Here is a 25891-nt window from a genome sequence, read left to right as displayed (position 1 = left end):
GATTTCAATTTTTAATAGGACCGTAGTTCTTTTATCTTGTTACAAAAACGATGATTCTTCAATTTAATCGGACTGTGGTTCATCTATTTAGCTTATTAAAAATAATCGATCTACTGTGTGCTTTTATCAATGAACGCGTCTGATATCCCAGCTTTTTGAACCTTTACTAGTATGATTTTGGCATTCACATGATAACGAAAAGCTCCTGCCTGAACGCGGTAATACGTCTCATTATCAATCACCTTTTCTGTTATAAACACATCTACCCCTTTACTCTTGATATAATCTGCTCTTTTTTGGGCATTTTCTTTTTGCTTAAAAGAACCCGCTATAACTTTATATAAATCTGCTTCTTTTTCAGGTACTATGAGCTTTTGTCCGATATAAATTGTATTTGAGGATAGATTGTTTAAAGATTTTAACTTCTCAACACTCGTATTGTATCTTTGAGAAATATTGTATAGTGTGTCACCACGTTCTATTATCACATAGGTCACCTCGCTATGACTCTCTCCACTTGTAGCATAAACAGGACTAGACACCAACAAACTGACTGCCAACAAAACCCCAAACCCTTTACCGATGAAACTCTTGATGTTTTTCATTTTGATCACCTCATTTATAAGACGATGATCGCTCATAAAAAGTCACTAAATTACCGCCCAATTTTCAAGCCTGACAACTTTCATTACAAATTTGGGCTTCTTGCCTTTTATCTTTCTAAAAAATCATTTAATTCAACTAGTCGCATTAATTAGAGTAACTTTAGTCTTTATTATTTTTTTCAATATTTCCAATCGTTTCACCGTTAGGTATCGTAAACAATCTGCTCTTCGGGTCATAAATGGATTGAGAAGGCCAAAGTCCATGGTGTCCCGAAATAAGATAACTCGTAAGACAGGCAACAAAAAAGTATTCCATCCCTTTTCCATCAAACATCTCAACACTTAACAGAAACGCAGCAATTGGAACATTCGCGCCGCCACAAAAGGCAGCAATCATTCCTAAAGCTGCAAGAAACGACATCGGCATATTCATAAAGGGGTACAACGTATTGCCTAAAGTTGCTCCCATAAAAAATAGCGGGATCGCTTCTCCGCCAACAAAACCCGTCCCCAATGTAACCGCGGTAAAAACCAATTTCGCAACAAAAGCATACGGTGGTACTTCTTCTTTAAAAGATTGTTCCAGCATATCTAATCCACGGCCATTAAAGTCTTGTGAACCGACAATCAACGTTAATATGATAATAATAACTCCCCCAACAAAGGCTCTTTTCATATGGTTTTTATTAAAAATTTTTTCAGAAACCCTCTGGATTCCATGTCGCATTTGGCAATATAACACACTAACAAGTCCGAAAATAATTGATAAAAAGATTACTTTGGCAAACGACATCACAGAATGTTCAGGTACACTTTGAATAATAAATGTTTCGTGTTCAACGCCCCAAGCGTACTCAGTTATGTAATGACCGACAAAACTAGCTGTAAGACAAGCAACAAACGCTTCGTATTTCATTTTCCCTAAAGCAACCATTTCCATCCCGAAAATAGCTCCTGTGATTGGGGTACCAAAAGCTGCACCGAACCCAGCACTTATTCCGCTCATCAGTACAATCTTAATGTCTATAACGTTTACTTTAAAAAACTGATTCACTGACTCCGCAACACTTCCGCCCATTTGGATGGCTGCACCCTCTCTACCTGTCGACCCTCCAAATAACACGGTAATAAATGTACCTAAATACACAATTGGACCCATTCGGCGCAGAACCCTAGCAATTCCGTGTACTCCTTCGATCACTAGATTATTCCCTTTAGCAGCGTCATTTCCCGAGTGACTACCCAGCTTCATATAAATATAGCCTATCAACAAACCACCAAGTGGTAGGAGATATATAAGCCAAGCGTTGTCCTTCCTTGTATTACCAAGAAATTCGTTTGTCGTTAAAAGGAAAGCTGTTGTTGTGCCAACCACAAAGCCAATAACCCCTCCCCAAAATATCCAATTGAGAAGCGTGAGACCAAAGGTTTTATATTTAAAATTTACATCCATTGAGTCTTCCCCTTTTTAACAAGATAGCTATTCTTAATATTTATTTTCATATATTCCTTCTAAAAAGAAATCGTTGGAGAATATATGTGTATCATGTAGAATATCTTAGCTATATGAAATTAAAGCACTATTTTATTTTTTACTAAATCCTTCCATCCATGTATGTCATTTAATGGATGTTTCCGTAGTAAAAGCAAAACTAACTAAGAAGGCTTCATTCTGTGGTTATTTTCAAAATTAAATACAAAACACCCTCTAGTTATTCACTAAGAGGGTTGACTTAAAAAATGATTTTTCAATACATATACTATAAAACATTTTCACTTCTTTCTAATTCTAAAATTTTATGAAATAAAGTGAAACTTCATTCAGTAGGGGTTTTCTTCATCACCCACTGAATCATAGTTGAACCAATCCAGTTGTTACTGGCGCTTATCTCCCACTTAGTCTTTATTGTTGTATCAAAGCCTTGAAGTGGGAGTCTTAGCCTCAGTTAAACGGGATAAAATACTCCTACGTATTTTGTAAATATTCATTGCACCTTTTAGCAGTTAAAAGTGGGCCCGTTAAGATAGGCACTGATACATTAACTTGATTAGCAACATGGGCCATACTATACTGGGATAATACTATTACTTCGACTTTTTTCTCTAGGTCACGAATCATTTCTTTTATTATTAGGTCATGCCCTGTTTTGTTCCCTTTCTGTAACAATTCTAAGGCATTCTCATTCACCAATGCATTCACTTGAATATTAGACTTTTTCTCAAATAAATAGTTTCGCAAGGCAATTGGTGTTGCATTAACAGTTGATATTACCCCTATAAGGTTATAATTAAGAGCCTCATCTAACATTGCTTCATCAGATCGAAATATTTTCTTATTATATAGAGGTTGTAGGATTGAAGTTAAATCATTGAATGCTGAACAAGTTAATTGTATAACATCAACCTCCGCTTCAATTGCTAAACTTAATAATTGCGAAAACCTCCTAATAATATTTGGGGTAATTTCACCGTGTTTTTTTAACATATCCAATAAACCCGTATCCATAAAATGTAAAAGCGTAATGTTAGGTGCAACTTTCCTAAATGCTTCTTCAATCGGTTGTACAGATCCTGTCATCGCATGAACTAAAGCTACTCTCATATTTTACTCCTTTTAATGTGAAATTTTGTTAAGAGGATACGAAGTGAAAATAAAAAAGATCACAATATACACGTGACCTTCTTTGTTTAAACAAGGTAATTCTCTTACATGATTACATGTTAATTAGTGAGAACTAATCGGATTTTTATTTATTCCAGTTACAGATGGCCATAAAGCTTCTGGGCCAGCATTAATGACTTGCTCCCCAAATTTTTCAGCCCATTCTACTTCGGTTCCATTTTCATCTCGCCAAGCCCAAAGTCGACGAGTACTATGTTGGAGTATATGCTCATCTGTAAATCCAATCGCTCCAAGTACTTGATGAGCAATTGGAACCGAAATACTTGCAGCTTCGCCGACACGAATCTTTGCAATCATCGCTTCTGTCTCAAATTGATTGATATCAATCGCTTCAATTCCATAGTCAGTAACTACTTTGGCAGCAGCAGTTTCTCCTGACAAGCTAGCTAAATGATGTTGGATGGCCTGGAAACGGTGAATAGGGCGACCAAATTGAGAACGCTCTTTTGTGTAAGCTGTTGTTAATTCTAAGACTCTTTCAAGAGCTCCCGCCATTAAAACCGACTTCACAAGTATCCCGAGATGTGCAAAACGACTTACCAGGCCGTCAGTTCCAAAGGCAACACCGTTAGAAGGAACAAATTGATTTTGAATTTCAATGTTGTTTCGTGGCTCCCCCGCTAAATTGGAACCTTGAGATATTAAACAGTTATTGGGATCTATTTTTGCAATCATATATTGATCTTTAAACTTACCAACAACTACAATTCCTTCAACCAAACTTGCCCACGGAACTTGTTTTACTATTCCTGATACTCCCCATCCACCTTCTGTTTCATTAAATGTTACAACATTATTATCAACTGGAGAAAGAGTCAGTGGCTTACTCGAAATAGGTAAACCTACTTCTGCTAGTAACCAGTTGGCCAATAACGTTTCTGCCAGAGGGATCGGTGCGGAATACTTCCCTGCTATTCGCAACAAACTTAAGGCATCACCATAGCTACCACCTGTTCCACCAGCTTCCTCAGGTACAGCGATTGTCGTTAAACCTGACTCCTCCACGATATTCCATAAATCTTCTGCCCATACACCACTTTCCGCCTCATTAATTAACTCTTTCGTACAAAAGTCTTTCATTATCTTTGTAGCGGACTCTACGAGCATTTCACGAATTTCACTCATTTCGCAACGACCTCCTTTGCAATAATTCCTCGCAAGATCTCAGTTGTTCCACCTCTAAGAGTGAACCCTGGTGAATGCAAAATAGCTTCTGCTAATCTTCTTTCAAACGCGGATGAAGATGTAACGGATGGGTTTGAAGACACAAGTAAACGTGCTGTTTCAGCCAATTGCTTTTCAAATTGGGTACCCAAATCCTTAACTAGTGCCGCCATGAGGCTTGGTGTTACACCTTTTTCAAGCAAGCCAGCTACACCTAAAGACATTTTCCGTAAAGTCCATAAACGAGCAACTAGTTTGCCTACTTCTATTTTAGTGTGGCGGTCTGGATCTAATTGAATGGTGTTTAGTAGCTCAGTTAATAAAGGCAACGTACTTAAAAATCGTTCAGGACCACTTCGTTCATAAGCTAATTCAGCCATCCCTTGTTTCCATCCATCTCCAACTTTACCGACAAGCGACCCGTCAGGAATAAATACATCTTCAAAGATGACTTCGTTAAAATGATGTTCCCCTGTCATTAATCGAATGGGCCTTACAGTTACTCCTGGTGCCGCTAAGTCTACCACAAACTGACTTAATCCTTGATGGCGGTTTTCAGGGTTTAGAGGTGCCGTTCGAACGAGCGCAATCATATAGTGAGAATGATGAGCACCACTCGTCCATAGCTTACTTCCGTTTAAAACCCAACCACCATCTGCTTTTGTTGCCATCGATGATAACGATGCTAGGTCTGATCCAGAATTTGGTTCACTTAAACCAATGACAAAGTAACTTTCTCCTTTGGCGATTTTAGGTAAATAAAAATTTCGTTGTTCCTCCGTACCGTATCGTAAAAGTAAAGTTCCTGACTGGCGATCTGCAATCCAATGAGCTGCAACTGGTGCACCAGCTGCTAATAATTCCTCTGTAACAACAAAGCGTTCGAGTGAACTTCTTTCATGACCACCGTATTTCTTCGGCCATGTCATTCCAATCCATCCTCGCTCACCTAATTTACGACTAAATTCAGCTGAAAATCCACCTAACCAAGAATCGCATTGTGGCTCGAATGTTCCTTTCGATCTTTCTTCTGCAATAAAACTTCTTACTTCATCTCTTAACTTATCGATATTCTCGGGCAATTCGACGATTGGTAGCTTTAATGCTTTTGACACATTACACCCCTCCACACTTAAATTTATTACATTTCCCAATTTCACAAAATTCCGAAATCTAACTAGCTAAATTCCTAAGTATTTTGGTTCTCTTTTTTCATTGAAGGCTTCTAAGGCTTCTTGACGGTCACGAGTACTAACAAGCCTTTCATAGGACTTGCTTTCAAATAAAAAGCCTTCTTCATTATGAACATTAGCTGCAAAGTGAATTGCTTCTTTAGCTTCCTTTAACGATAACGGAGCATTTTTGCTAATCACCTTCGAAATTTCGATTGCACGGTCTACTACGTTCTTGTCTTCTATTATTTCATTTATAAGACCGATTCTCTCTGCTTTTTGTGCTGTAACAGGTTTACCAGTTAAAATCATTTCTTTCGCTCTACCTAAACCGACTACTCTTACTAATCGTTGTGTTCCACCAGCACCTGGAATGATACCGATCTTTACTTCTGGAAGGCTAAATGTGGCATGACTTGCAGCAATTCTTAAGTCACAAGCCAGGATCATTTCAGTCCCCCCACCGACACATATTCCATTCACAGCTGCGATGATAGCCTGAGGCATTGATTCAATAACTTTATAGGTTTCCCTAATTTTAGACAAATATAAATTCACTTGCTCACTATTCATTTGTCTACGTTCCTTTAAATCGGCACCAGCTGTAAAGACTTTTTCTCCTTTTGCAGTAATAATGACGATATTTATCTCTTTATTATTCCAAATTGAAATTAGGTGATTATATAATTGACTAACTGTTTCGTAGTTGAGAGCATTATAACCATTTTCACGATAGAGGCTTAAAATGGCGATGTTATCTTTTTGCTCATATAAAACGCTCACCATCCCACTTCCTTTTCTTAGTCTTTTTTCAGTATCGTTTCTAGACGTTCGCGATATTCTGGAAGTTCGGTAACTAATCCCATCGCGGATGAAATCATATCAAGTGACGTACGCAAATCATTATTTAACCCTTGGTAGACTGTTCTCTTCATAAACTGTACCGTTGCAGATGGCTGTTTTGCTAATGTCGAGGCAAAATCATACACTTTATCTAGTAGCTCTTCTGGCTCTGCTATATACGTAACCATTCCATATTCCTTTGCTTCTTCAGCCGTAAGGATTTTCCCCGTCCATAACAATTCCAACGCTTTATCAATTCCAACAATTCGAGGAAGAAAATAAGCCGCACCATCACCAGGAACAATTCCTGCTTTGATATAGGTTTCTCCCATTTTGGCTGTTCTTGACGCAAAGCGAATATCACACATAAGAGCCATATCTAAACCCGCACCAATGGCAGGACCATTAATGGCTGCGATCACAGGTTTATCAATTTCACTCATAATTAGCGGAATACGCTGCACATACTTCCAGAGAACTTTTTTCCGCTTCATTCCTGTACTCATAAAATCGATATGTTCGTCCTCTTTTTGGTAAAGGAAGCCATCACCTTCGACCATGGATTTCACATCTCCACCTGCACAAAATGCACGACCTTCACCAGTTAGTACTAATGCTCGGATTTCTTCAGAATCTCGAACTTCTTCAAGAGCTTCAATCCATTGATTAATCATTTCTAAACTAAATGCATTCAACCGGTCAGGTCGATTTAGTTTGATCGTTGCTACACCTTCATTATTTACGCTAAAAAGTAAATCACTCATTTCTTACACCCTTTCTTTTAATCGTTTCGTTTTATTTAAATGATAGTTTGTTACATAATTTAAAACAGTGATTGCACGTTCAGGACTTGAAAATATCGGAATGCCATTATTTCTTAACATTTGAAAAGCATTTGCAGCCAATGTTTCCGAAATAAGCCAAGTTATAATAATGCTTTTATTTGTATTTTTTGAAAGATTAATAATATCTTGAGCTACAACTGAAGCTACTGGTTCTCCTACCGTGGTTAGCATTAGAACAATAGAGTCAATTTCATTGTCTTTGATTAAAGTATCCATTGCTACCCGGAATGCTTTTGGGTCATTAATGATATTTGCTGTCGTATCAAATGGATTTTGAACTATCCCATATTCTGGAATAAGTTCACTTAATTTTGCTTGAGTTTTTTGAGAAAAGGCTGGAACGCTTAACCCAGTCTGTATACAAGAATCAGCGATGATGGTACATGCTCCTCCAGAAGTTGATAGTACTCCTACATTTTTACCGTTGATTTCTTTCATGACTAATAGAGCTTTTGCCACTTCAAACAATTCTTCTAAATGGTTAACAGAGATGACTCCATATTGTTTAAAGACCGCTTCATAAACATGAAAATCCCCAGCTAGACTACCTGTATGGGATTGAACTGATTTTTTCCCGAGCGATGTTCGACCGTTTTTATAAACAATGACAGGTTTTCCTTTTTCGTAAGCTTTTTTTAATGCAGCTATAAATTTTTGTCCGTCTCGTATTCCTTCTAAATAAACACAAATAACTTCTGTATTGTTATCATCAGCTAGAAAACGAATATAATCTGCTGAGTCCAAATCTGCTTCGTTCCCGGAACTAATAAATGTACTCGTTCCTATTCCTTCAGACCAAACTCTACTTAACAAGCCGCCTCCAATGGCCCCACTTTGAGTGATAAAAGAGATCTTTCCTGGCTTAGGAATATTGGGGGTTTCCATTGCCATACTAAAACTGCCAAAGAAATTCTGTTGGGTATTTGCTACACCAATGGCATTTGGGCCACAAATATAAACATCTAACTCTCTTGCTTTTCTAACTAAATTCTTTTGTAACTCTTCACCTTCTTCACCAAGTTCGGCAAAACCAGAAGAATAGATGAGTAACGACTTTATTCCTTTTGCTGCACATTCTTCCATGACAGAAAAGATCATTTTTACTGGTAAAACGACTAAAGCTACGTCAACATTATTCGGAAGATCTCGAATAGATTGATAGCAAGCACGACCTTGGATCTGTGTTTCTTTTGGGTTTATAGGGTAGATCTCATACGGAAAGTCATGTTTTGTTAAATAGGCCATCAATCGTCCGCCTGTTTTTTTCTCATTGTTTGAGGCTCCAATGACTGCAACCGATTTAGGATATAAAAGTTTATTAATTGCCTCCATTCTTTTATCGTTCATTTTAAACCGTCCCCTCTGAAATTAGACTTTCGTTGGTAAGAACAATCCTTGCATCAACAACCATCGCGCCTTTATCCTTTTCATAGAGAAACACTGGGTTTAGATCAATTTCATCAATCTCTGGAAACTCTAATGCCAATTTCTCCATTTGGAAAATCAACGTTTTTAAAGAAGAAAGATCACGCGCTCGGTTACCTCGAAATTCTCCTAAAAGAGCATGGCCTCTAATTTCATTGATCATGTCATCGACGTCTTGCTCAGTAAGTGGTGATACTCTTAATGAAACATCTTTTAATACCTCAACCCAAACTCCTCCGAGTCCAAAGAGGATCGTTGGTCCAAAGACCTTATCACGTTTCATGCCAATAATCACTTCAGTGCCGACGGGAGCCATTTCTTGTACAGTTACTTGTACCTCTTTATCTACTAAAAGATAAGACTGAGCATTTTTAATAATTTCTAGAAACCCTTCCCTAACATCCTCAGGAGAGTTTAGACCAACGAGTACACCTTTTGCATCACTTTTATGAACAATGTCAAAAGAATGAACTTTTAAGACGACTGGGAACCCAATTGTTTTAGCTAGATAAACAGCTTCTTCTTCATTCTTAGCTAAGCCTTGCTTAGGAATTGGCATTCCTACATTTTCAAAAATTTGTTTAGAAAACGACTCAGGAATGACCTGACTATTATGCTCTCTCACTAGTTCTATTATCTTTTGAAACTCTACTTGTTTGTTCAACTGTGTCATCCCTCCTTTTTGGATAAAAGGAGTTAACTGAACTACTCCAGCCTTAAACTCCTTCATCCTTATGTGTTTTATCAATTACACTAATTCATTTCCTTCATATTAAAGAAACTATCTCTATTTCCTAAAAGAGTAGAAATCTCTTGTGCCCCTTGTTTAAGAAGAGTAATTAAATCATCCACTTCAAACTCTTCAACTCTTGGTAATGGGACTACAATAGAGAGCCCAGCCATCACTTGATTCATTGAATTAGTAATGGGGACGCTTATGGAGAATGCTCCCTTCACCCGCTCCCCATAACTAATGGCATATCCTTTCTCCTGGATGCTTCGTAACTCTTCGAAAAGTAACTCTTTATCTACGATCGTTTTTTCATTAAACTTCTGAAAGGAATTACTACTGAAGTAACTCTCAACTTCATTTTTGGCCATATGAGCTAGAAGGACTTTAGCCGATGCTCCCGCATGTAAAGGTGAATCATGCCCTATAAAAGTAAGTGTCGTTAGTTCATGTCTGCTTTCACAGTAACCTATACATTTTCGCTTATTGTTGTAAATAACATTTAAAGTGACTGATTCACCAGTTTCATCTCTGAGTCGTTGCATCACAGGCAAGGCTGTATTCAATAAGGTCGAATCTTTTTGAACGAGATTTCCGAGAAAGTAAAGTTCCATTCCAAGCTTATATTTTTTCGTACTTTCATCTTTTTGTAAGAACCCTTCATATACCAATGTGGCTAAAATCCGCTGTAAACTCGGCTTAGTAATTTCTGTTATTTCATGTAGTTCTGTCATAGAAAGAGACTGTCTTTCAAATGTAAATGACTTTAATATTTTGATCGTTCGATGAATGGACTTCATCGAGTAATTTTTATCCATCTCGTTCATCAATATCTTCCTCTCTAAATCGTCAATTAGTAATTCTTTTGATAATATTAATTATAGGTTAATTACTGGAATTTTTGGATGAACTTAGTAATTTTTATTTGCTTTCTGGTGGAATTAAGTGATCTGGAATATCAACCCCAATTTCACGGAAATATTTTACCACGCCTGCGTGAAGAGGTGTCGTTGCATAATCAAGTGTTGCTTCAATATAGTCATATGGTTTTACTCCCCCATATGCGTCTTCATGCATCGACTTATTTTCTACCGATGCTTTCACGATATGGTATGCTACCTCTTCAGGTAAATCTGTACTTGTGAATACGTCCATTACTACGACAACCGTTTCGATATCTTCTTCTTGGTTTGGAAAACTACCAGCTGGAATAATCATAAATGGTAAACCTAGTTCAGATTCAACGATTTTCTTTTCTTCTTCATTAAACCCAATCAACTTTTGAGGTAAAGTTGTATTGATTTCTACTACGGTTGGGTCTGGCTCTGTACCAACACCTGTTTTAACCATACCGACGGCTCTTCTATCTTTGACCGCATTAACCCCGTCTTCTAGTCCACCAAGAAAATAATTTGGTTCAATATTTAAAAGGTTTAGTACTTCTTGTGTAGTTGTTTCAGTTGCACTTCCTGTAAATCCTGGGAAGAATGATTTTCCATCAAGGTCAGAAATAGAAGTTACTCCTGATTCTTCACTAACAGTAAATGGTAAAGCAATTGGAAGGAAAGCAAATAAGTTGCGAAGTTCTGGCATTGGTTTATCTTCCCAATCATCTAGTCCATTTAATGCTTTATAATTTATTGATTCTGTTCCTAAACCAATATCAATTGAACCTTGTTGTAAACGAACGAGGTTATCTACAGATGCACCCGTTTCAACTACAGTCATATTAATTTTTCCATCTGTTGCCTTTTCAACACTATTTGCAATCGCAACAAAATAACTATATAGTCCCGATGATTGACTTGTAGCACCTACGTTTAAAAAAGTGTTTTCTAAGGTAACTCCGTCTGATGCTTCTGTTTCCTCTTGCCCTTCATTTGCTTCATTACTTCCAGTACCTTCATTTTGTTCCTCGGAACTTGTTCCTTCACTACAACCGACAAGTAATAACATCCCCATAAAAAGCGCAACAATTAACAAATATCCTTTTTTCAACAAACTTCACTCTCCTCTAACTCGTTATTTTTTATTGAAAAAAATTGAACTTATGCTTTGACAGTTCCAACTCCAGAAATTACACTTTTTCTATTTTTGATGAATTGAACAACAAAGATAATAGAAATTAGTAGAAACCCTATAAGATCTAAAGCAACATGTGGTATAACTAACAACAATGAGCCAATGGCTAAAATGATTGTTTCGTAAACTTTATTATCACGGATCAAATATCCCATCGTTGCTGCCGATAATCCAATTACCCCGATCATTGCAGTTAAAGTAGTTATTAATATAGCGCCTACGGTACCGTTCAGAAGTAGTTCATTACCATAAACAAACATATACGGAATGATAAATCCGCTTAATCCAATAAGAAGTGCCCAAAATGATGTGCGTAACCAGTTGGCCTTGGCAATTGCAGCGGCTACATATACCGAAGTACAGACAGGCGGCGTTATCCCAGATATTAGAGCAAAATAAAATAAGAATAGATGTGCTGTGATCGGATCTAAACCTGCCGATACTAAAGGTGGCCCTAATACTGAAGCAGCTACAACATAAGCGGCAACTGTTGGTATGCCCATTCCAAGGATGATAGCAATCACCATCGCAACAATCAATCCAAATAATAAGCTTACATCGTTAATATTTGCTATGATTGATGAAAATCTTACTCCCAGACCTGTTTGGCCGAGTACAGAAACAATAATTTGTGCTGTACTACCGAGAATAGCCATCATAATAATGCCAATTCCCCCGTTAACAAAACCTTTATAAAGTTTCCCAAATTTCGTCACAATTGACTGTTTGTCAAAGATTAAAAATAAAATTACAGCTATCGCAATCGCCCAAAACCCAGCGTTCTGCGGAGTAAAACCTCTCACAATAAAATATAGAAAAGCAGCAATTGGTCCAAATAAGTGTATCAATTTGGAAAACCTCAACACTTCTTTAGCTGACTGAACTTCACTCGAGTCCTGTAATCCTTTAATATTTTTCTTTTTACTGTAGAAATGAACACTCATTAATACTCCTAGATAAAATAACATCGCTGGTATTATCGCTGCTTTAATAATTTCAGAGTAAGGGGTGTTAATAATTTCGGCCATGACAAACGCTGCTGCTCCCATTATAGGTGGAACTAATTGTCCCCCATTCGATGCAGTAGATTCAACAGCACCAGCAAACGCTGGTTTATAGCCTAGTTTTTTCATCATTGGAATATTAAAATTTCCTGTTACTGCAACATTAGCGGCAGCACTACCGTTAATAAGTCCAAACATACCACTTGATACAACGGCTACTTTAGCAGGTCCACCCGTTCTTTTTCCCGCAATAAGAAGGGCTATATCCATGAAGGTTCGACCTCCACCAGTAACAATTAATATAGAGCCAAATATGATAAAGACACTAATGACTGAAGCGATCACCCCAGTTACCTGCCCAAAATATCCAAGAGGCGAAAGATATAATTGTTGGAACATTTGAGTGAATGATACACCCCTGTGTGCAAGAAACGATGGAAGATGAGGTCCTAGAAAGGCGTATCCTAACATAATGATAGCGATTATTGGGAAGGCCATCCCCATAACCCTTCTAGCTCCTTCTAAGATGATGAGCAATAATAGAAATCCAAGAGTTAATCCTAGAGTAGTTGATGAAGAAGGATTTCTCATGATATCGAGGTAGTTAACTACGATGTAAATGGTAGATAAAATTGCTATTAATATAGCTAGAATGTCAACTATAGAAATTCGGTTTCCTATTTTCGTTTTTTGATGGGTTTTGTATAAAAGGAATGCTAGAATTAACCCAAACCCTACATGAATACTTCTTTGCATTAAGTTCGGTAAAGGCATCAATGCTGTAACGACATGATACATCGCATAGACAAAAGCTAAAAACATAACAACTTTGCCAAACCATGATTGAAATTGCCTTTGCTTTGGATCAGGTGCCTCTTCATTTAATTTTTCGATAGCTTTTTGTTCTTCCAGTTTTTTGAGATCTTGGTTGTTTACCAAACTATTATCCTCCTCTCTTGTTTTCAAATTTGGATAACTAAGTTGAGTTTAGTCCCCCTCTCTAAATTCCATATGTGAATTGTAACCGCTTCCATACCCTTCAAAAAAAAAATTCTCTTAGTTGCTCTCTTGAAAACGAAGTTATAGAGTTATCGTATTACGATACCGATTATCTTATTTCGATATCTTGAGGTAATAATATCATACCTTAAAATTAAAAGTAAACAGAATTTTTTAAAAATTTAAATGTTATTAACTCTACCTAAAAAAATATTTTCAGTTTCCCCACTTGGGAAGTATTGGTATATCAATAAAAATAGCTTTGAATAATAATTTAATAAATGTTTTTTTTAGAAAACCATTGAAATCATATATGGTTATATAGTAAGATATTTCTAAATTTTCAAATTATAAAATGTCGATGACAAGGAGCAGAAATGTAAATCTTCTTTCAGAGAGCCTGTGGTTGGTGAAAACAGGTGAAGATCCATTTCTTTCTCGCCTTAGAGATGCCTTCTGAACATATAAGTAAGAAGGACCGGTATGCAAACCGTTACAATGCAAAGTAAACCTTTACTTACCAAGGCTGTTAGTCGTAAGACAACAGTAAAAGAGGGTGGTACCACGATTCGTCGTCCCTCTAGGAAAGTAAGGTTTTTTTTTATTTAAAAGGAGGAGAAGAAATGAAAAAAGACCAAGTGATACTTTTCGACACGACGTTAAGAGATGGTGAACAAACGCCAGGTGTAAACCTTAATGAAAATGACAAGGTGAAGATTGCATTAAGATTAGAAAAATTAGGGATTGATATCATTGAAGCTGGATTTGCAGCAGCTTCTCCTGGAGATGCGAAAGCGGTTAGAGCCGTTGCCGAAGCTGTCCATAAGCCATTAGTTGTTAGTCTTGCACGAACGAACAAAAATGATATTGACGAAGTGGTAAAAGCGTTTAAAGGAATTACGAATGTTGGAATTCATATCTTCATTGCTACCTCCCCTATTCACCGTGAACGTAAGTTAGGTATGACAAAGCAAGAAGTCGTAGATAAAGCTGTTGAAAGTGTAGCTTATGCTTCACAGTTTTTTGACCATATTGAATTTTCATGTGAGGATTCTACTCGAACAGAACTTGAGTTTTTACGTGAGATTTCAGAAAAAGTGATTGAAGCAGGTGCAACCGTATTAAACTTCCCTGATACTGTAGGTTACACTACCCCAGAGGAATATACAGAACTATTTCAATATATTTTGAACCATACTCGCGGAATCGAAAAAGTCATATTAAGCTGTCATTGTCACGATGATCTTGGTCTAGCCCTTAGTAATAGCATTGCAGCAATGAAGGCTGGTGCGCTGCAAATCGAAGGGTGTATCAATGGAATTGGTGAAAGAGCTGGTAATGTAGCATTAGAAGAAGTTGCAGCGCTAATTGAAACAAGAAGTGAACATTATCAAAGAAAAACTGGCATCAACTTAAAAGAAATTGCTAAAACTAGCAACTTAGTCAGTAGGTTAACAGGTATTTCTATCCCGCCTAATAAAGCGGTTGTTGGTGGTAATGCATATGCGCACTCCTCTGGTATTCATCAAGATGGGGTAATCAAAGACAAATCAACGTATGAAATTCTTAAACCAGAAAGTGTTGGATTTTCAGAAACGAAGCTTGTACTCGGAAAACTATCAGGCCGTCATGCATTGAAGAAACGATATGAGGAACTTGGTTATCATGTAGACGATCAACAACTAAAAGAAATCTTTACAAAATATAAGGAGTTAACAGACAGAAAGAAAGAAATTTTTGATAATGACATCATTGCACTGTTAGAAAGTGAACAGCCTAACGAAGGCACTAACTATCTATCATTCCAGGATGTAAGTCTACAAGTCTTAAATAACAAGCAATATCGAGCTTTTGTAAATATAAACGGGAAAGATCAACAAGTCATTGAAGGAATCGCCAAAGGAAACGGCCCTATCGATGCTATCTTTAATGCGATTGATACCCTTATCAACCTTGATGTTGAATTGGTAGACTATAAAATAACATCTGTTTCACAAGGTAAGGATTCACTAGGTGAAGTGTTTGTCAAAGTGAGTTCAGGTAACTCGATATTCCAAGGCAGAGGCATGGATGTGGACATTATCGTAGCAAGTACCACAGCTTATATTGATGCCATCAATCGAATTATTAATGTAAGTGAAACCAACGAAAAAGTGATTAATGGCTATGAAGTGAAAACGACATAATTCTATTTTAGAAAAATTAGATCTGTTTCATTATTCTTGATGCTAAAAAAATTAAATTATCCGAGGCTGACTCATCTGTACTCCTGAGTTTTACTCACGGTATAAGACTCAAAATTACAAATAATAACATATAATATTATATTCCCCAGATCTTTGCCTGAGTCAGCCTCTACTATTTTCAAATAGAGTCTAAACATGACTAGAAAGGAGAACAAAAAATTGAAACATGGAATTAACCTGCTATGTAAAAAACTTCATGATTCAAAAGGGCTCTTCCTAATTGTGTTAATTGTTCTCTACTTTCTATACTATTTTTTAGAGTTTTTTAGCTTAAAAGTAACCCTATCTATAGTGTCCTGTTTTGTTTTTCTACTATATTTTAGAAAGGCTAAATTATTGTCAAAAGTTTTTAGCCTATTATTATTCATACTAGGTATCTCCTGCAATTTCTACTTCGAAAGAGGAATAAATAACTTAATAGACGGTATTATTTTAAACATCCCTATCATCATTTTATTAACCTTAGTACCCTTAATCTCTATACCTTTTAAAATGAATGGGTATATTAAATCACTCAAAGCTTTTTTTACTCTTAATCGCTCCACACCATTTAAACAATATTTTAAAATTACCTCTAGTATATTTTTTGTTGGACCTGTCCTTAATCTAGGTGCAATAAGAGTAATTGATGAAACAGTTTCCAAGATCCATCTATCATCAGATCTTGTATCAAACGTCTATCTACGAGGATTTTCTACAGTTGTTTTATGGTCACCATATTTTTCTTCTGTTGCCTTAGTCCTTTTTTACTTAGACCTTTCAATTATTAATTACATAAAGATTGCATTTCCATTTGCTATAGTTCAATTATTAATTGGCTACTTTATTTTTAGAATTTCCAAGCGTGCTATTTCAATGGATAGTCTGGAAGAAAACGAACCTAAATTCGAAAACCATCATTTGTTTCCACTCATAAAGATGGTTGGCGTAATTTGTACCTTAATGTTACTTGTCCTAATAATAGAATTTTTAACTACTTTACCCGTTTTACTAATTGTTGCTGTTGTGGCTTCAACTTCATCTATTTTATTAGCTGCTGTACAAAGAAAAGCTAGGAAATTTAAACGATATGTCCAAATCTATCATTCCAGAAATATTTTTAAAATGAATAATGAAATTATTATTTTTATAAGCGCCGGCATATTTTCTACCGCAATCGTTAATACTCCTGTTTTTAATTTCATGATAGATTTCTTAGTTTCTATCTCAAATGTATCAACAACTCTGCTATTATTTATGATAATTTTTAGTGTTATTACTTTTTCTATCGTCGGATTTCATCCAGCTATATTCGTAATTCCTTTTTTAATTCAAATTTCTCCTCAAGACCTCGGATTATCTTCTGAATATCTAGCGTTTACGATGATGGTTAGTTGGTCGTTTTCAACAGTACTTAGTCCTACCAACCCTTTAAATCTAATCGTTAGCGAAGCTGTCAATCGATCATCCTTTTATGTAGGGATTAAAAACAATTGGCTTTTCACTTTGATTATGACCGTACTTAGTGTTTTGTACATTTTGTTACTAAGTAAATTTATTGTGCAATAATAAATTAATATGTATATGGAATTTGTTATTAACCAAATATCTTCCATATCCACTTTACCTACTTGATGGATGTAGAGTAATCTGCTTATTTAATTTACCATTTCGTATAAGGACTTAACTTTTGCCTAACAATAGGAAAAATAGCCCATTGTTAGATTATTTCACATACAAAAGTTATCTTACGGAGTGATAAAATAAGTGCAAAATATCAATCATTTCCGGATGTCTCATTTGGAGTTCTCATTAACATTTGTTTCATTAAATTTAGGAAGCATACATAATCTTTTCATAATTGCATTAGTAGCTAGAGTTTTAGGGATAACAGTTAACTCATTTCTATTAGATGATACACCCGTTGAAATTATAGTTAGTGTCTTCTTATTGACAGTTACATATTGTGTTTCGAAAGGAGTACAAGGAGTCATTCATATTAATATAATGCTGTTACCTATTATCTTAGTTATACTATTCGGGATGTTTTTGTTTGCTGGGATACATTTTGATCCAACCGAAATCACTCCTGTTTTATCTGAAGGAATAATTCCAATTTTCAACGGTTCATTTTCTACCTCTCACCCTTTTGTTGGTGGTCTTTATTTTTTTTTCATGCTTATGGCTTATTTTAAAAAAGAGGATCTACGTTCTCTACCTATTAACTTAGTGTCTGTTACCATTCCATTCATTTACATGATCATCATTATTTTGTCTTATGGTGTACTTGGCTTTGAAATCACGAAAGCAACAACATTCCCATTAATGGAAGTTGTAAAAACACTCGAAGTTCCTGGTGGCTTTATTGAACGGTTAGATTCAATTTTTTTAACAGTCTGGATATTAGCGCTATTTACTACCGTTACTATTAGTATGTTAATTACTGTTCTTGTCATTAAGGATGAATTTTTAAAAGACAAAAAGGCGCCTCTTCTATTGCCAACCCTTGTCTTTATTTCTTTTATCCTTACATTTTTCCCAGATAATTTGAGTGAATTGGAAAGATATTCTGCGGATTTACTTGTCCCTTTAGGTTTTACATTAACTGGAACTGCATTAACTTATGGATTTCTAACCATTTGGCTCAAGAACAATAATGGCTAGCTTAAGCCAGTCATAGCATCAGCTGGCTTAAGCCTATTTATTACCATCTATATCTAGTTCAACTCACTTTACACCACCATATGAAGTTTACGTTGTTTGCTGTACAACATCTCTTTCATTCCCATTTACTAAAGCACCGTCCTTCATATATTCAAAGACAGCTTTCGTTAACACCTTTGCGGCGATAAGCATCGATTTTTCGTCTAAATTAAATTTCGGATGATGATGTGGGTAAACGATTCCTTTTTCTTCATTTCCAGCTCCAGTAAAAAAGAAAGTTCCTGGTACGTGTTGTAAGTAGTAAGCAAAATCTTCTCCGCCCATCATCGGTGCCATCTGTTTCACGTTAGCTTCCCCTACAATGGTCTTTGCAACTTTTGCTAAATGCATCGTTTCTTCTTCATGATTTACTACAGCTGGATAGCCTTTTCGATAGTCAAACTTATAAGTTGCCCCAGCAGTATCACATATTCCTTTTAAATACCGTTCTAACTTTTCAATTATTTGATCCTGAACTTCTGGATCAAATGTACGAACGGTACCGTTAATTTTAACTTTATCGGCGATTACGTTAAACGCATTCCCAGCATGGAACGATCCTATACTAATGACTGCCGATTTTAATGGATCAATATTACGACTAACAATTTGCTGAAGACTCGTAACAAATGTAGCAGCAACCGTAATTGAATCAATGGTTTCATGAGGTACCGCACCATGCCCACCTTTTCCAATGATTTCTATATCAAATGCATCAGCAGCTGCCATAACAGGCCCTGAACAATAAGACACTTTGCCGACTGGCATTGTTGACCAAATATGTGTACCGAAAATCGCATCAACGCCATCAAGACAACCATCTACGATCATTGGTTTTGCCCCGCCAGGAGATATTTCTTCGGCAAATTGATGAATTAATACAACATTTCCGTGGAGTTCCTCACGATTTTCCATAAATACTTTCGCAATGCCCAAAAGTGTCGCTGTATGCGCATCATGTCCACATGCATGCATAACGCCTGGGACGTTTGACTTATATGGAATATCATTTTCTTCTTGGATCGGTAACGCATCAAAGTCAGCTCGAATAGCAACTGTCTTTCCTGGTTTTCCTCCACGAATTATACCTACAACACCTCGCCCACCAACACTACGTTTGACCTCTACCCCTAATTCTTCTAAATACTCAGCGATTGTAATGGGTGTATTCACTTCTTCAAATGATAATTCAGGATTTTGATGTAAATATCTTCTTAACTCTACCATTTCAGGATAAATTTCTTCTAATCGTTTTAATAGGTTTGTAACCAATGTCATCCCTCATTCTATAGCAATATATTGTCTTGATGATTATATAAATTAATAAATAGCAATGTTTCGCCTCACTAAATTATAATAGATTTTATTGTTAATAGTAACCGTTTTTTGAAAATTCATTCCCCTTAAATTTTGTAAACTCTTTAATTTTCCAGTCCATTCTTTAGTAGTTATGTTCATTGAAATCTAATATTTTATTACACTACTATATTTTTTTTGCAATTCTAGCATTTACTGGTAGTAATATCCCCCAATTATCCTCTTGTGATTATTCGAAGTCTTGAAGTGGGGGGATATTACTGCCGTTGTTGCGAATGAATGGAAAAATGTCCCCCATTGGTAATAGGTGCCTAACAATGGGGAGCATTTCATATTTTTGAAGTTGGTCTTTTTGTTCAAATAAATTTATTTGTAATCATCCTATATCCAAGTCACTATCAATTGTTAAGAAATCTCTGACGGTTTGCTCGCTATAAGGAAGAAGGATATTGACTTGTGTACCTTTCTCGAGCTCGCTTTGAATGTGAATATCACCATGATGTTCCTTTATAATATTAAAACTAACCATTAATCCTAAACCCGTCCCTTTTTCTTTCGTACTATAAAAAGGCTCACCTATCGTTCTAAGCCGATCTGGCTGGATCCCACACCCTTGGTCTTTGATTGAAATTAAAATATACTCATGACTTTTTTTAACTGTAATCTTAATTTCTCCTCCGTTGGACATCGATTCAATTGAATTTTTTATAATATTTAGAAAGACTTGTTTAATTTGATTAACATCACAATAAATGTTTGGAAGGTGCTTTTCTATTTCAGTCACTATTTGAACATTATTTAAAATAGCTTGTGTTTCGATTAAAGGAAGAAAACTGTACAAAATGGAATCTACTGACTTATAATTATAATTTTTCACTTGAGGTTTAGCCAAAATTAGAAATTCATTTGTAATCAATTCAATTCGGTCTATTTCAACGAGCATGAGATCAAAATAACTTTTATCATTACTTTGTTCTCGCATAAACTGTAAAAAACCTTTTACAGACGTTAACGGGTTTCGTATTTCGTGAGCAATCCCTGCTGCAAGCTTTCCAATAGCGGTTAATCTTTCAGTTTTCCGAATATATTCCTCTGTTCTTTTTCTTTTTGTTATGTCTTTTGATATCCCAAACACTCCAACGATTGCTTCGTTTATAACAATTGGAACATTCGTTACTTTTAAAGTAACTTTATGTCCATTTTTATGGTTTACTATTGTTTCATATGTTTGTGATACTCCTTTTAACGCTTTTTTAAAGTACAGTTTTGTATTCTTTAACGATTTTTTGTCAACCCATAGATCATATTTTTTTCCTACTAATTCTTCAGGGGCATATCCAATTATTTTATCTACAACAGGATTTACATTGAGGAATACTCCATTTATGTCTAAACTGTAAACTAAATCAGGATTGGCGTAAAATAACGATTGATAACGCTGTTTATTTTCTTCGAGTTGTTGCTCAATTCTTTTTTGTGCTGTTATATCGCGAATAATCGATGCAGCACCAATTACCACACCATTTTTATCTTTAATTGGAGATTTCGTAATACTAACTGAAAATGATGTGCCATCTTTTTTTCGCCGAATAGTCTCTTCAATTTGTACCTTTTTACCTGCTAAAGCCATATTGGTAAAGTGAAAATATTCATCCTTATATTCATCTGGTATGACTTGCGTTTTTTTCCCTATTAATTCTTTTTCTTGCCACCCAAACATCTCTACATACGCCTGATTAACAGTAGTAATATTGTCTTCCAGATCAATAGTTGCGATTGCATCGACTGTATTTTCAATAAAAGACTCGAGTAATTCTTTTGTTGTTCTTAAATCTTCATGAACTTTTTCTAATTCGCTAATGTCATTACAAGTAACGATAACCTCAACCACTTTTCCTTCCTTTAACAAAGGCTTAAGCGATGCAACATAGCGAACATCATTAATTTCACCCTCATAGGTTATCTCTCTACCGTTCCATGCCTGTTCATAGAAAACCACTTTCTGGGCAGCGGTTTCAGCTGGTAGGAACTCGTATAATGATTTTCCAATACAATCTTCTTTCCGTAAACCTAATTTTCGTAGTAATTGACCGTCTCCAAACGTATGAATAAATTGGTCATTTTTCTTTTTAAATTTAAAAATCATTCCTTCATGATTGATAAATAATTGTTCGATTTCCTTATATGTATCTAATAATTGTAATTCAAGTTGTTTTTCATATGTCGATTCACGAGCAAATCCATAGATCCGTTCAACATTACCATTAATCGTATACGGAAGAAAAGTTACATTTAAGTTAAGCTCACCTCCGTCTTTCTGCTTAGCAACACATTCGAATTTTTGAATCTTCCCTTTATTAGCCTCATTAAAATGATATTTCACTTTATCAAAATCTTTAGGTTGAACAAACGAAATTATATCTTTACCTACAATTTCTTCTCTTTCGTATCCAGATATAGGCTTTATGACTTTATTATAGTCAATCACCTTTCCATCTCGCGAAAAAACAAAAGTGGGTATCGGATTATATTCTAAGAATGATCGGAAACGCTCCTCACTTTCTTTTACTTGAACTAGGAATTCATTCCGTTTAACTTGATTAATCGAAAGAGCCAAAAGGCTAGCACTGTCCTTCATGGCCTGTTTCTCAAAAGTGGTTGGATTTTTTAGGTTTGAGTGGAAAATAGTCAAACAACCGATTATTTTTCCAGCACTCGAAATAGGGGTAGACCAATAAGCACAAATGCCGAGTCTATATAGTTGATCACGAATTGCATCAAAACTACGCTCCGTCTCGATCTTACTATAAATGAACGTACTACTTTGATCAGCATTGCGCTTCTCTGCTAAAGCCGATTGTAGACCTTCCTTTAGGAGTTCTAAGCCACTTGTCGTGTCGTTTAATATTAGTTTTCTTCCACCATCCGTTAATAAAATTGAACAGAACATTTCTGAATTAAATATCGTTTTTAATTTACGAGTTATCTGTTCTAAAATGGCAGGCAGATTTTCACCTTTTGTAATTTCAGCTACGACAGATGTATACATATCCAATAGTTTCTCTTTGAACAAAACATAATCATATTCACCATCAATGTGTTTTTTACCCTTATAAACTTCCATAAAGAACCCTCCCCTCTATTAACAAACTCATTCTATTCTTTATTACACACAGTTATAAGTTTTATGATAAAAGCACTTACAAATTATAACAATTTTAAAAGAAAAATTCAAAACAATCTAACTCTACCTAAAATATCTGTTATTTTGAAGAGTAAAAAGGATAGAAAAGTGGTTCATTCCACTTTGCCTATCCTATGTTTAATTATTTAATTTTTTTACACATTGTACTTGATGTTCGAAGTTTTAGTTTAATTCTGATCGTACCTATAAGCAGACTATGAGTAGCTATCATCCACTTCCATATACTAGCTGTCCTTCTTTTTTTATTCGATTTCATTTGCTTTAATATCCTATATTCCTGAGCTTCCTTTTGTCGCTCAGGAATACTTTCTTTTACAAGGCCTTCTTTGAAATAAATCAATTTAATCCCCTCCACGACATTTTATAACGAGAGTTCCCCGACGTTATCTAAAAAGTGAGACTTTTCCATTTTACCTTTTTCTTTAACCGTTCCAGTATTCAATCGAATAACGTTTTGAAAATATCCTTTATATTTTTTCTCAGGAACAATGACCTCACCAAAAATATCTAAAGTTAACATTTTTTCACGGAGCACATCTTCAGTAACATCCAGATCAAGTGTAAGTTGTCCATTCACGATAAAATTGGCAGGTTGATCAAGTGCAAGAAATTGATGGTTCGACCACTCTTCTTCCCCTTCAATATAGACAAACTTATGCTCATACGATAACACTTCTGTTTCCAGTTGCACACAACACTCAAACACTAAGTCTTCTACTTCTTCATGGCAAACGATAACCGACGTTGAATCTATTTTTTCTATTGCTTGAGTGAGTGCTTCTCTTGTCACATCACTTTCTATAACAATCGGTTTCTTTGTAAATAGTTTTGCTTTTTTTAAGCGTCGAATGGATTTTGCATTTAGCCTCAATTGTTTTTTTACTTGTTCAAAGCCAGTTGGTATAACTCGAACGACACTAGACGTTAAAGAGGAGGTTTTTTTATACAAGTACGCTTCCTGCTCTTCATAAATCGAAGCTAGTCCATTGATTTCTAGTTTATTGATTTTTTCATCAAAAAGATTCATATCTAAATCTTGAGCTAATTGAAGTTTCCCATTCACAATTAAATGTAATGGATTGTCCATCGATAACAGAAAAGAATTCGTCATCGTAAATTCACCATTTTCAATCCGTGGGGGTTCTTCCTCGTACGTCTCAATAACTAATGAAGCTTTCGAAAGAAGTTGACTTACAGCACCAGCAAGGAAGGTTGGACTATATACTTTCCCATTCACCATAAGCTGTAACCATTCTTGATTTAACTGCTCGGTTTTTACATTTTTATCGATAATTACCATCCCATTCACAAGCAGTTGAGTTGATTGATTGATTGAGCACAAATACGACTCATCAATATATAAAATGCCATTATAAAGACTATAGCCTTCAGGAACTTCCATGCTTTTTCCGATATTACCAATGCTTAATGCAGATAATAAGTGTGCGTTTTCTTTTCGATAAATAACCATTCCGATATTTTCTATTCTCTCAATTCCTTTAATACTATCTTCTGTCGCATTCATTAGATTAAGAAGTCCTACATTTCCAATTTGTTGATTCATGGTTTATCTCTCCTCTATAATTTTTCGTAAACGCTTGATTGCAATTTGAAGCTTATACCGTACCGATGCGGCGGGAAGACCTAATTGTTTACCGATTTCTTTACTAGATAATCCGAGCCAATACTTTTTAAAGATCAAGTCACTTAATTCCCGCGGTAAATGAGAGAGTAATTCTGTGACTTCTATCGGATTGACTGCTAACGCTTGTACTGGAAAGTCGAAATCTTCCTCCCAGGCCATTACCCTTTTTTCTTTTCTGCGATCATCAATTAATTGATTTTTCATGACCCGAAAAAACCAGGCGCGTTGCTTGTAATCAGGTAAACTATATAATTGTTCTTCCTTTAAGGATTTAACTAGAGCCTCTTGCACGAGATCATTAGCTTCCTGTTCATGTCTTGCAATTGACCGAGCAAAACGATGGAGATCTTCTTTTAATTTCTCATACACTTCACTCGTTTCCATTTGTACCACTCACTTTTTACTCATTTTTGTTTTACATAGAATTGATCGATAGGGAGTGAGTTTTTCTTCACTTCCAAAAGCTCACGATTTGTCCTGCAGGAACATGTGCACTTGTATTTTGCATCTTTCATATAGATAACGGATGAAATAGGCAAAGTGTTTGAAAAATATTTTAAAAAAATTAAATTTCCAATCATACACTAGTATATCCATTCACTAAAGTAAACTTAGCGCAAAAAAACACGCACTCGTTTGAGTAAACACGTGTTAAGTCATGTTTCATGTAACATGATGAAGAGTTGATCGTTATCCCCCTTATTCTCGCCTTACACTTCTATCATTTTCTTTTTTCCGCTTTGATGTTCTTAATATGTTTTGAGAGTAATTATTGCTCTGGAAGTTCTTTATTATTTAATTTATTTACGTTATCCTTTAGTGAAGAGCCTTTTTTACAGCCATTTTATTCTCAGTTCTTCGGACACCTTTCGAGATTACTAGTTGGTTAACCTAGTGAATACACATATTCATACTATATAGCAAGTGAGGGTTCACGATGAAAAACATCAGAGACATGTCCGACCAAGAAATTAAAAACCGTTACTATGCCATGATAAATCGCTCCCGTCAGATATTCTATGAAAAACAAAAAATCGAAAGCTTTTTAGAAAGTCCATTGCTTATGTGTTGTTTTATCGTCCTATGGCTCTTAATGGCTTTTATTTTTCTATTTTTCATTTGGATCGCACCAAAGGAAGGATTTCAACCTTTTTTTATTTGGCGGGATCCCGCTTATCATTCTTCTACTAACTTCAAGACATTATAAAAAAATATGGTTACAAAAAGAACAACAGTTAAATCAG

21 protein-coding genes and 1 other annotated feature are annotated in these 25891 nt (G+C 35.6%); of the genes, 4 read left to right on the top strand and 17 right to left on the bottom strand.

Annotated features, from left to right (window positions below):
- Positions 1-110: 110 nt before the first annotated feature.
- The 12 genes from BK574_RS02180 to BK574_RS02125 form a co-directional block, all read right to left on the bottom strand.
- On the bottom strand, positions 111-605 hold the full coding sequence (locus tag BK574_RS02180; RefSeq protein ID WP_158211498.1) for a LysM peptidoglycan-binding domain-containing protein: 495 nt from the start codon (positions 603-605) through the stop codon (positions 111-113).
- 160 nt (positions 606-765) lie between these two features.
- Entirely contained in the window at positions 766-2058 is a 1293-nt protein-coding gene (locus BK574_RS02175; protein WP_078427304.1) for a chloride channel protein, read from the bottom strand.
- A 513-nt stretch (positions 2059-2571) separates the two neighbouring features.
- Complete coding sequence (locus BK574_RS02170; protein ID WP_078427303.1) at positions 2572-3207, bottom strand: hypothetical protein; 636 nt, start codon at positions 3205-3207, stop codon at positions 2572-2574.
- A gap of 123 nt (positions 3208-3330) precedes the next feature.
- A complete protein-coding gene (locus BK574_RS02165; RefSeq protein ID WP_078427302.1) occupies positions 3331-4413 on the bottom strand; it encodes an acyl-CoA dehydrogenase family protein in 1083 nt (360 codons plus the stop codon).
- A complete protein-coding gene (locus BK574_RS02160; RefSeq protein WP_078427301.1) occupies positions 4410-5567 on the bottom strand; it encodes an acyl-CoA dehydrogenase family protein in 1158 nt (385 codons plus the stop codon). Before BK574_RS02160 ends, BK574_RS02165 begins: the two co-directional genes overlap by 4 nt.
- Before the next feature lie 66 nt (positions 5568-5633).
- Positions 5634-6407 carry an enoyl-CoA hydratase-related protein gene (locus tag BK574_RS02155; protein ID WP_218970528.1) on the bottom strand — a complete coding sequence of 258 codons (774 nt, stop codon included), beginning with the start codon at positions 6405-6407 and terminating at the stop codon, positions 5634-5636.
- Positions 6408-6424: 17 nt separating this feature from the next.
- Complete coding sequence (locus tag BK574_RS02150; RefSeq protein WP_078427299.1) at positions 6425-7231, bottom strand: enoyl-CoA hydratase/isomerase family protein; 807 nt, start codon at positions 7229-7231, stop codon at positions 6425-6427.
- A 3-nt stretch (positions 7232-7234) separates the two neighbouring features.
- Positions 7235-8659 carry an acetate--CoA ligase family protein gene (locus BK574_RS02145; protein ID WP_078427298.1) on the bottom strand — a complete coding sequence of 475 codons (1425 nt, stop codon included), beginning with the start codon at positions 8657-8659 and terminating at the stop codon, positions 7235-7237.
- Between the two features lies 1 nt (position 8660).
- Entirely contained in the window at positions 8661-9467 is an 807-nt protein-coding gene (locus BK574_RS02140; RefSeq protein WP_078427297.1) for an acetate--CoA ligase family protein, read from the bottom strand.
- A 23-nt stretch (positions 9468-9490) separates the two neighbouring features.
- Entirely contained in the window at positions 9491-10294 is an 804-nt protein-coding gene (locus BK574_RS02135) for an IclR family transcriptional regulator (RefSeq protein WP_238457919.1), read from the bottom strand.
- 94 nt (positions 10295-10388) lie between these two features.
- Complete coding sequence (locus BK574_RS02130) at positions 10389-11468, bottom strand: TAXI family TRAP transporter solute-binding subunit (RefSeq protein WP_078427296.1); 1080 nt, start codon at positions 11466-11468, stop codon at positions 10389-10391.
- A gap of 47 nt (positions 11469-11515) precedes the next feature.
- Positions 11516-13492, bottom strand: a complete 1977-nt coding sequence (locus BK574_RS02125; RefSeq protein ID WP_078427295.1) for a TRAP transporter permease — start codon at positions 13490-13492, stop codon at positions 11516-11518.
- A 412-nt stretch (positions 13493-13904) separates the two neighbouring features.
- Positions 13905-14135 (top strand) — a binding site (T-box leader).
- 40 nt (positions 14136-14175) lie between these two features.
- Here BK574_RS02125 and BK574_RS02120 point away from each other — a divergent pair.
- The 3 genes from BK574_RS02120 to BK574_RS02110 all read left to right on the top strand — a co-directional run bounded on the left by BK574_RS02120 (position 14176) and on the right by BK574_RS02110 (position 18441).
- Positions 14176-15738: a 2-isopropylmalate synthase gene (locus BK574_RS02120; protein ID WP_078427294.1), complete on the top strand. Its 1563-nt coding sequence runs from the start codon at positions 14176-14178 to the stop codon at positions 15736-15738.
- Between the two features lie 552 nt (positions 15739-16290).
- Positions 16291-17346, top strand: coding sequence for a hypothetical protein (locus tag BK574_RS02115; RefSeq protein ID WP_218970527.1), 1056 nt, complete (start codon positions 16291-16293; stop codon positions 17344-17346).
- Positions 17347-17577: 231 nt separating this feature from the next.
- Entirely contained in the window at positions 17578-18441 is an 864-nt protein-coding gene (locus tag BK574_RS02110) for a GerAB/ArcD/ProY family transporter (protein WP_158211497.1), read from the top strand.
- An 87-nt stretch (positions 18442-18528) separates the two neighbouring features.
- On the opposite strand, the gene BK574_RS02105 is transcribed toward BK574_RS02110, so the two are convergent.
- The 5 genes from BK574_RS02105 to BK574_RS02085 form a co-directional block, all read right to left on the bottom strand.
- Positions 18529-19752: a M20 family metallopeptidase gene (locus BK574_RS02105; RefSeq protein ID WP_142247864.1), complete on the bottom strand. Its 1224-nt coding sequence runs from the start codon at positions 19750-19752 to the stop codon at positions 18529-18531.
- Positions 19753-20173: 421 nt separating this feature from the next.
- Entirely contained in the window at positions 20174-22921 is a 2748-nt protein-coding gene (locus tag BK574_RS02100) for a PAS domain S-box protein (protein ID WP_078427290.1), read from the bottom strand.
- A gap of 202 nt (positions 22922-23123) precedes the next feature.
- Positions 23124-23342 carry a hypothetical protein gene (locus BK574_RS02095; RefSeq protein WP_078427289.1) on the bottom strand — a complete coding sequence of 73 codons (219 nt, stop codon included), beginning with the start codon at positions 23340-23342 and terminating at the stop codon, positions 23124-23126.
- Positions 23343-23363: 21 nt separating this feature from the next.
- Positions 23364-24566, bottom strand: coding sequence for a hypothetical protein (locus tag BK574_RS02090; RefSeq protein ID WP_078427288.1), 1203 nt, complete (start codon positions 24564-24566; stop codon positions 23364-23366).
- 3 nt (positions 24567-24569) lie between these two features.
- Complete coding sequence (locus BK574_RS02085) at positions 24570-25031, bottom strand: RNA polymerase sigma factor (protein ID WP_078427287.1); 462 nt, start codon at positions 25029-25031, stop codon at positions 24570-24572.
- Positions 25032-25584: 553 nt separating this feature from the next.
- Between BK574_RS02085 and BK574_RS02080 the strand changes: the two genes are divergently transcribed.
- Positions 25585-25854, top strand: a complete 270-nt coding sequence (locus tag BK574_RS02080; RefSeq protein ID WP_078427286.1) for a hypothetical protein — start codon at positions 25585-25587, stop codon at positions 25852-25854.
- Positions 25855-25891 lie beyond the last annotated feature (37 nt).

Source organism: Alkalihalobacterium alkalinitrilicum, from assembly GCF_002019605.1.
Classification (GTDB): Bacteria; Bacillota; Bacilli; order Bacillales; family Bacillaceae_F; genus Alkalihalobacterium; species Alkalihalobacterium alkalinitrilicum.
This window is presented reverse-complemented; position numbering and strand designations above follow the sequence as displayed.

Bases quoted from the DNA above. Each gene is read 5' to 3' on its own strand.
- BK574_RS02120 (WP_078427294.1), top strand. From the start codon at position 14,176: ATGAAAAAAGACCAAGTGATACTTTTCGACACGACGTTAAGAGATGGT.
- BK574_RS02150 (WP_078427299.1), bottom strand. From the start codon at position 7,231: ATGAGTGATTTACTTTTTAGCGTAAATAATGAAGGTGTAGCAACGATC.
- BK574_RS02140 (WP_078427297.1), bottom strand. From the start codon at position 9,467: ATGAAGGAGTTTAAGGCTGGAGTAGTTCAGTTAACTCCTTTTATCCAA.
- BK574_RS02135 (WP_238457919.1), bottom strand. From the start codon at position 10,294: ATGAACGAGATGGATAAAAATTACTCGATGAAGTCCATTCATCGAACG.
- BK574_RS02085 (WP_078427287.1), bottom strand. From the start codon at position 25,031: ATGGAAACGAGTGAAGTGTATGAGAAATTAAAAGAAGATCTCCATCGT.
- BK574_RS02180 (WP_158211498.1), bottom strand. From the start codon at position 605: ATGAAAAACATCAAGAGTTTCATCGGTAAAGGGTTTGGGGTTTTGTTG.
- BK574_RS02080 (WP_078427286.1), top strand. From the start codon at position 25,585: ATGAAAAACATCAGAGACATGTCCGACCAAGAAATTAAAAACCGTTAC.
- BK574_RS02175 (WP_078427304.1), bottom strand. From the start codon at position 2,058: ATGGATGTAAATTTTAAATATAAAACCTTTGGTCTCACGCTTCTCAAT.
- BK574_RS02115 (WP_218970527.1), top strand. From the start codon at position 16,291: ATGAATGGGTATATTAAATCACTCAAAGCTTTTTTTACTCTTAATCGC.
- BK574_RS02170 (WP_078427303.1), bottom strand. From the start codon at position 3,207: ATGAGAGTAGCTTTAGTTCATGCGATGACAGGATCTGTACAACCGATT.
- BK574_RS02165 (WP_078427302.1), bottom strand. From the start codon at position 4,413: ATGAGTGAAATTCGTGAAATGCTCGTAGAGTCCGCTACAAAGATAATG.
- BK574_RS02100 (WP_078427290.1), bottom strand. From the start codon at position 22,921: ATGGAAGTTTATAAGGGTAAAAAACACATTGATGGTGAATATGATTAT.
- BK574_RS02145 (WP_078427298.1), bottom strand. From the start codon at position 8,659: ATGAACGATAAAAGAATGGAGGCAATTAATAAACTTTTATATCCTAAA.
- BK574_RS02090 (WP_078427288.1), bottom strand. From the start codon at position 24,566: ATGAATCAACAAATTGGAAATGTAGGACTTCTTAATCTAATGAATGCG.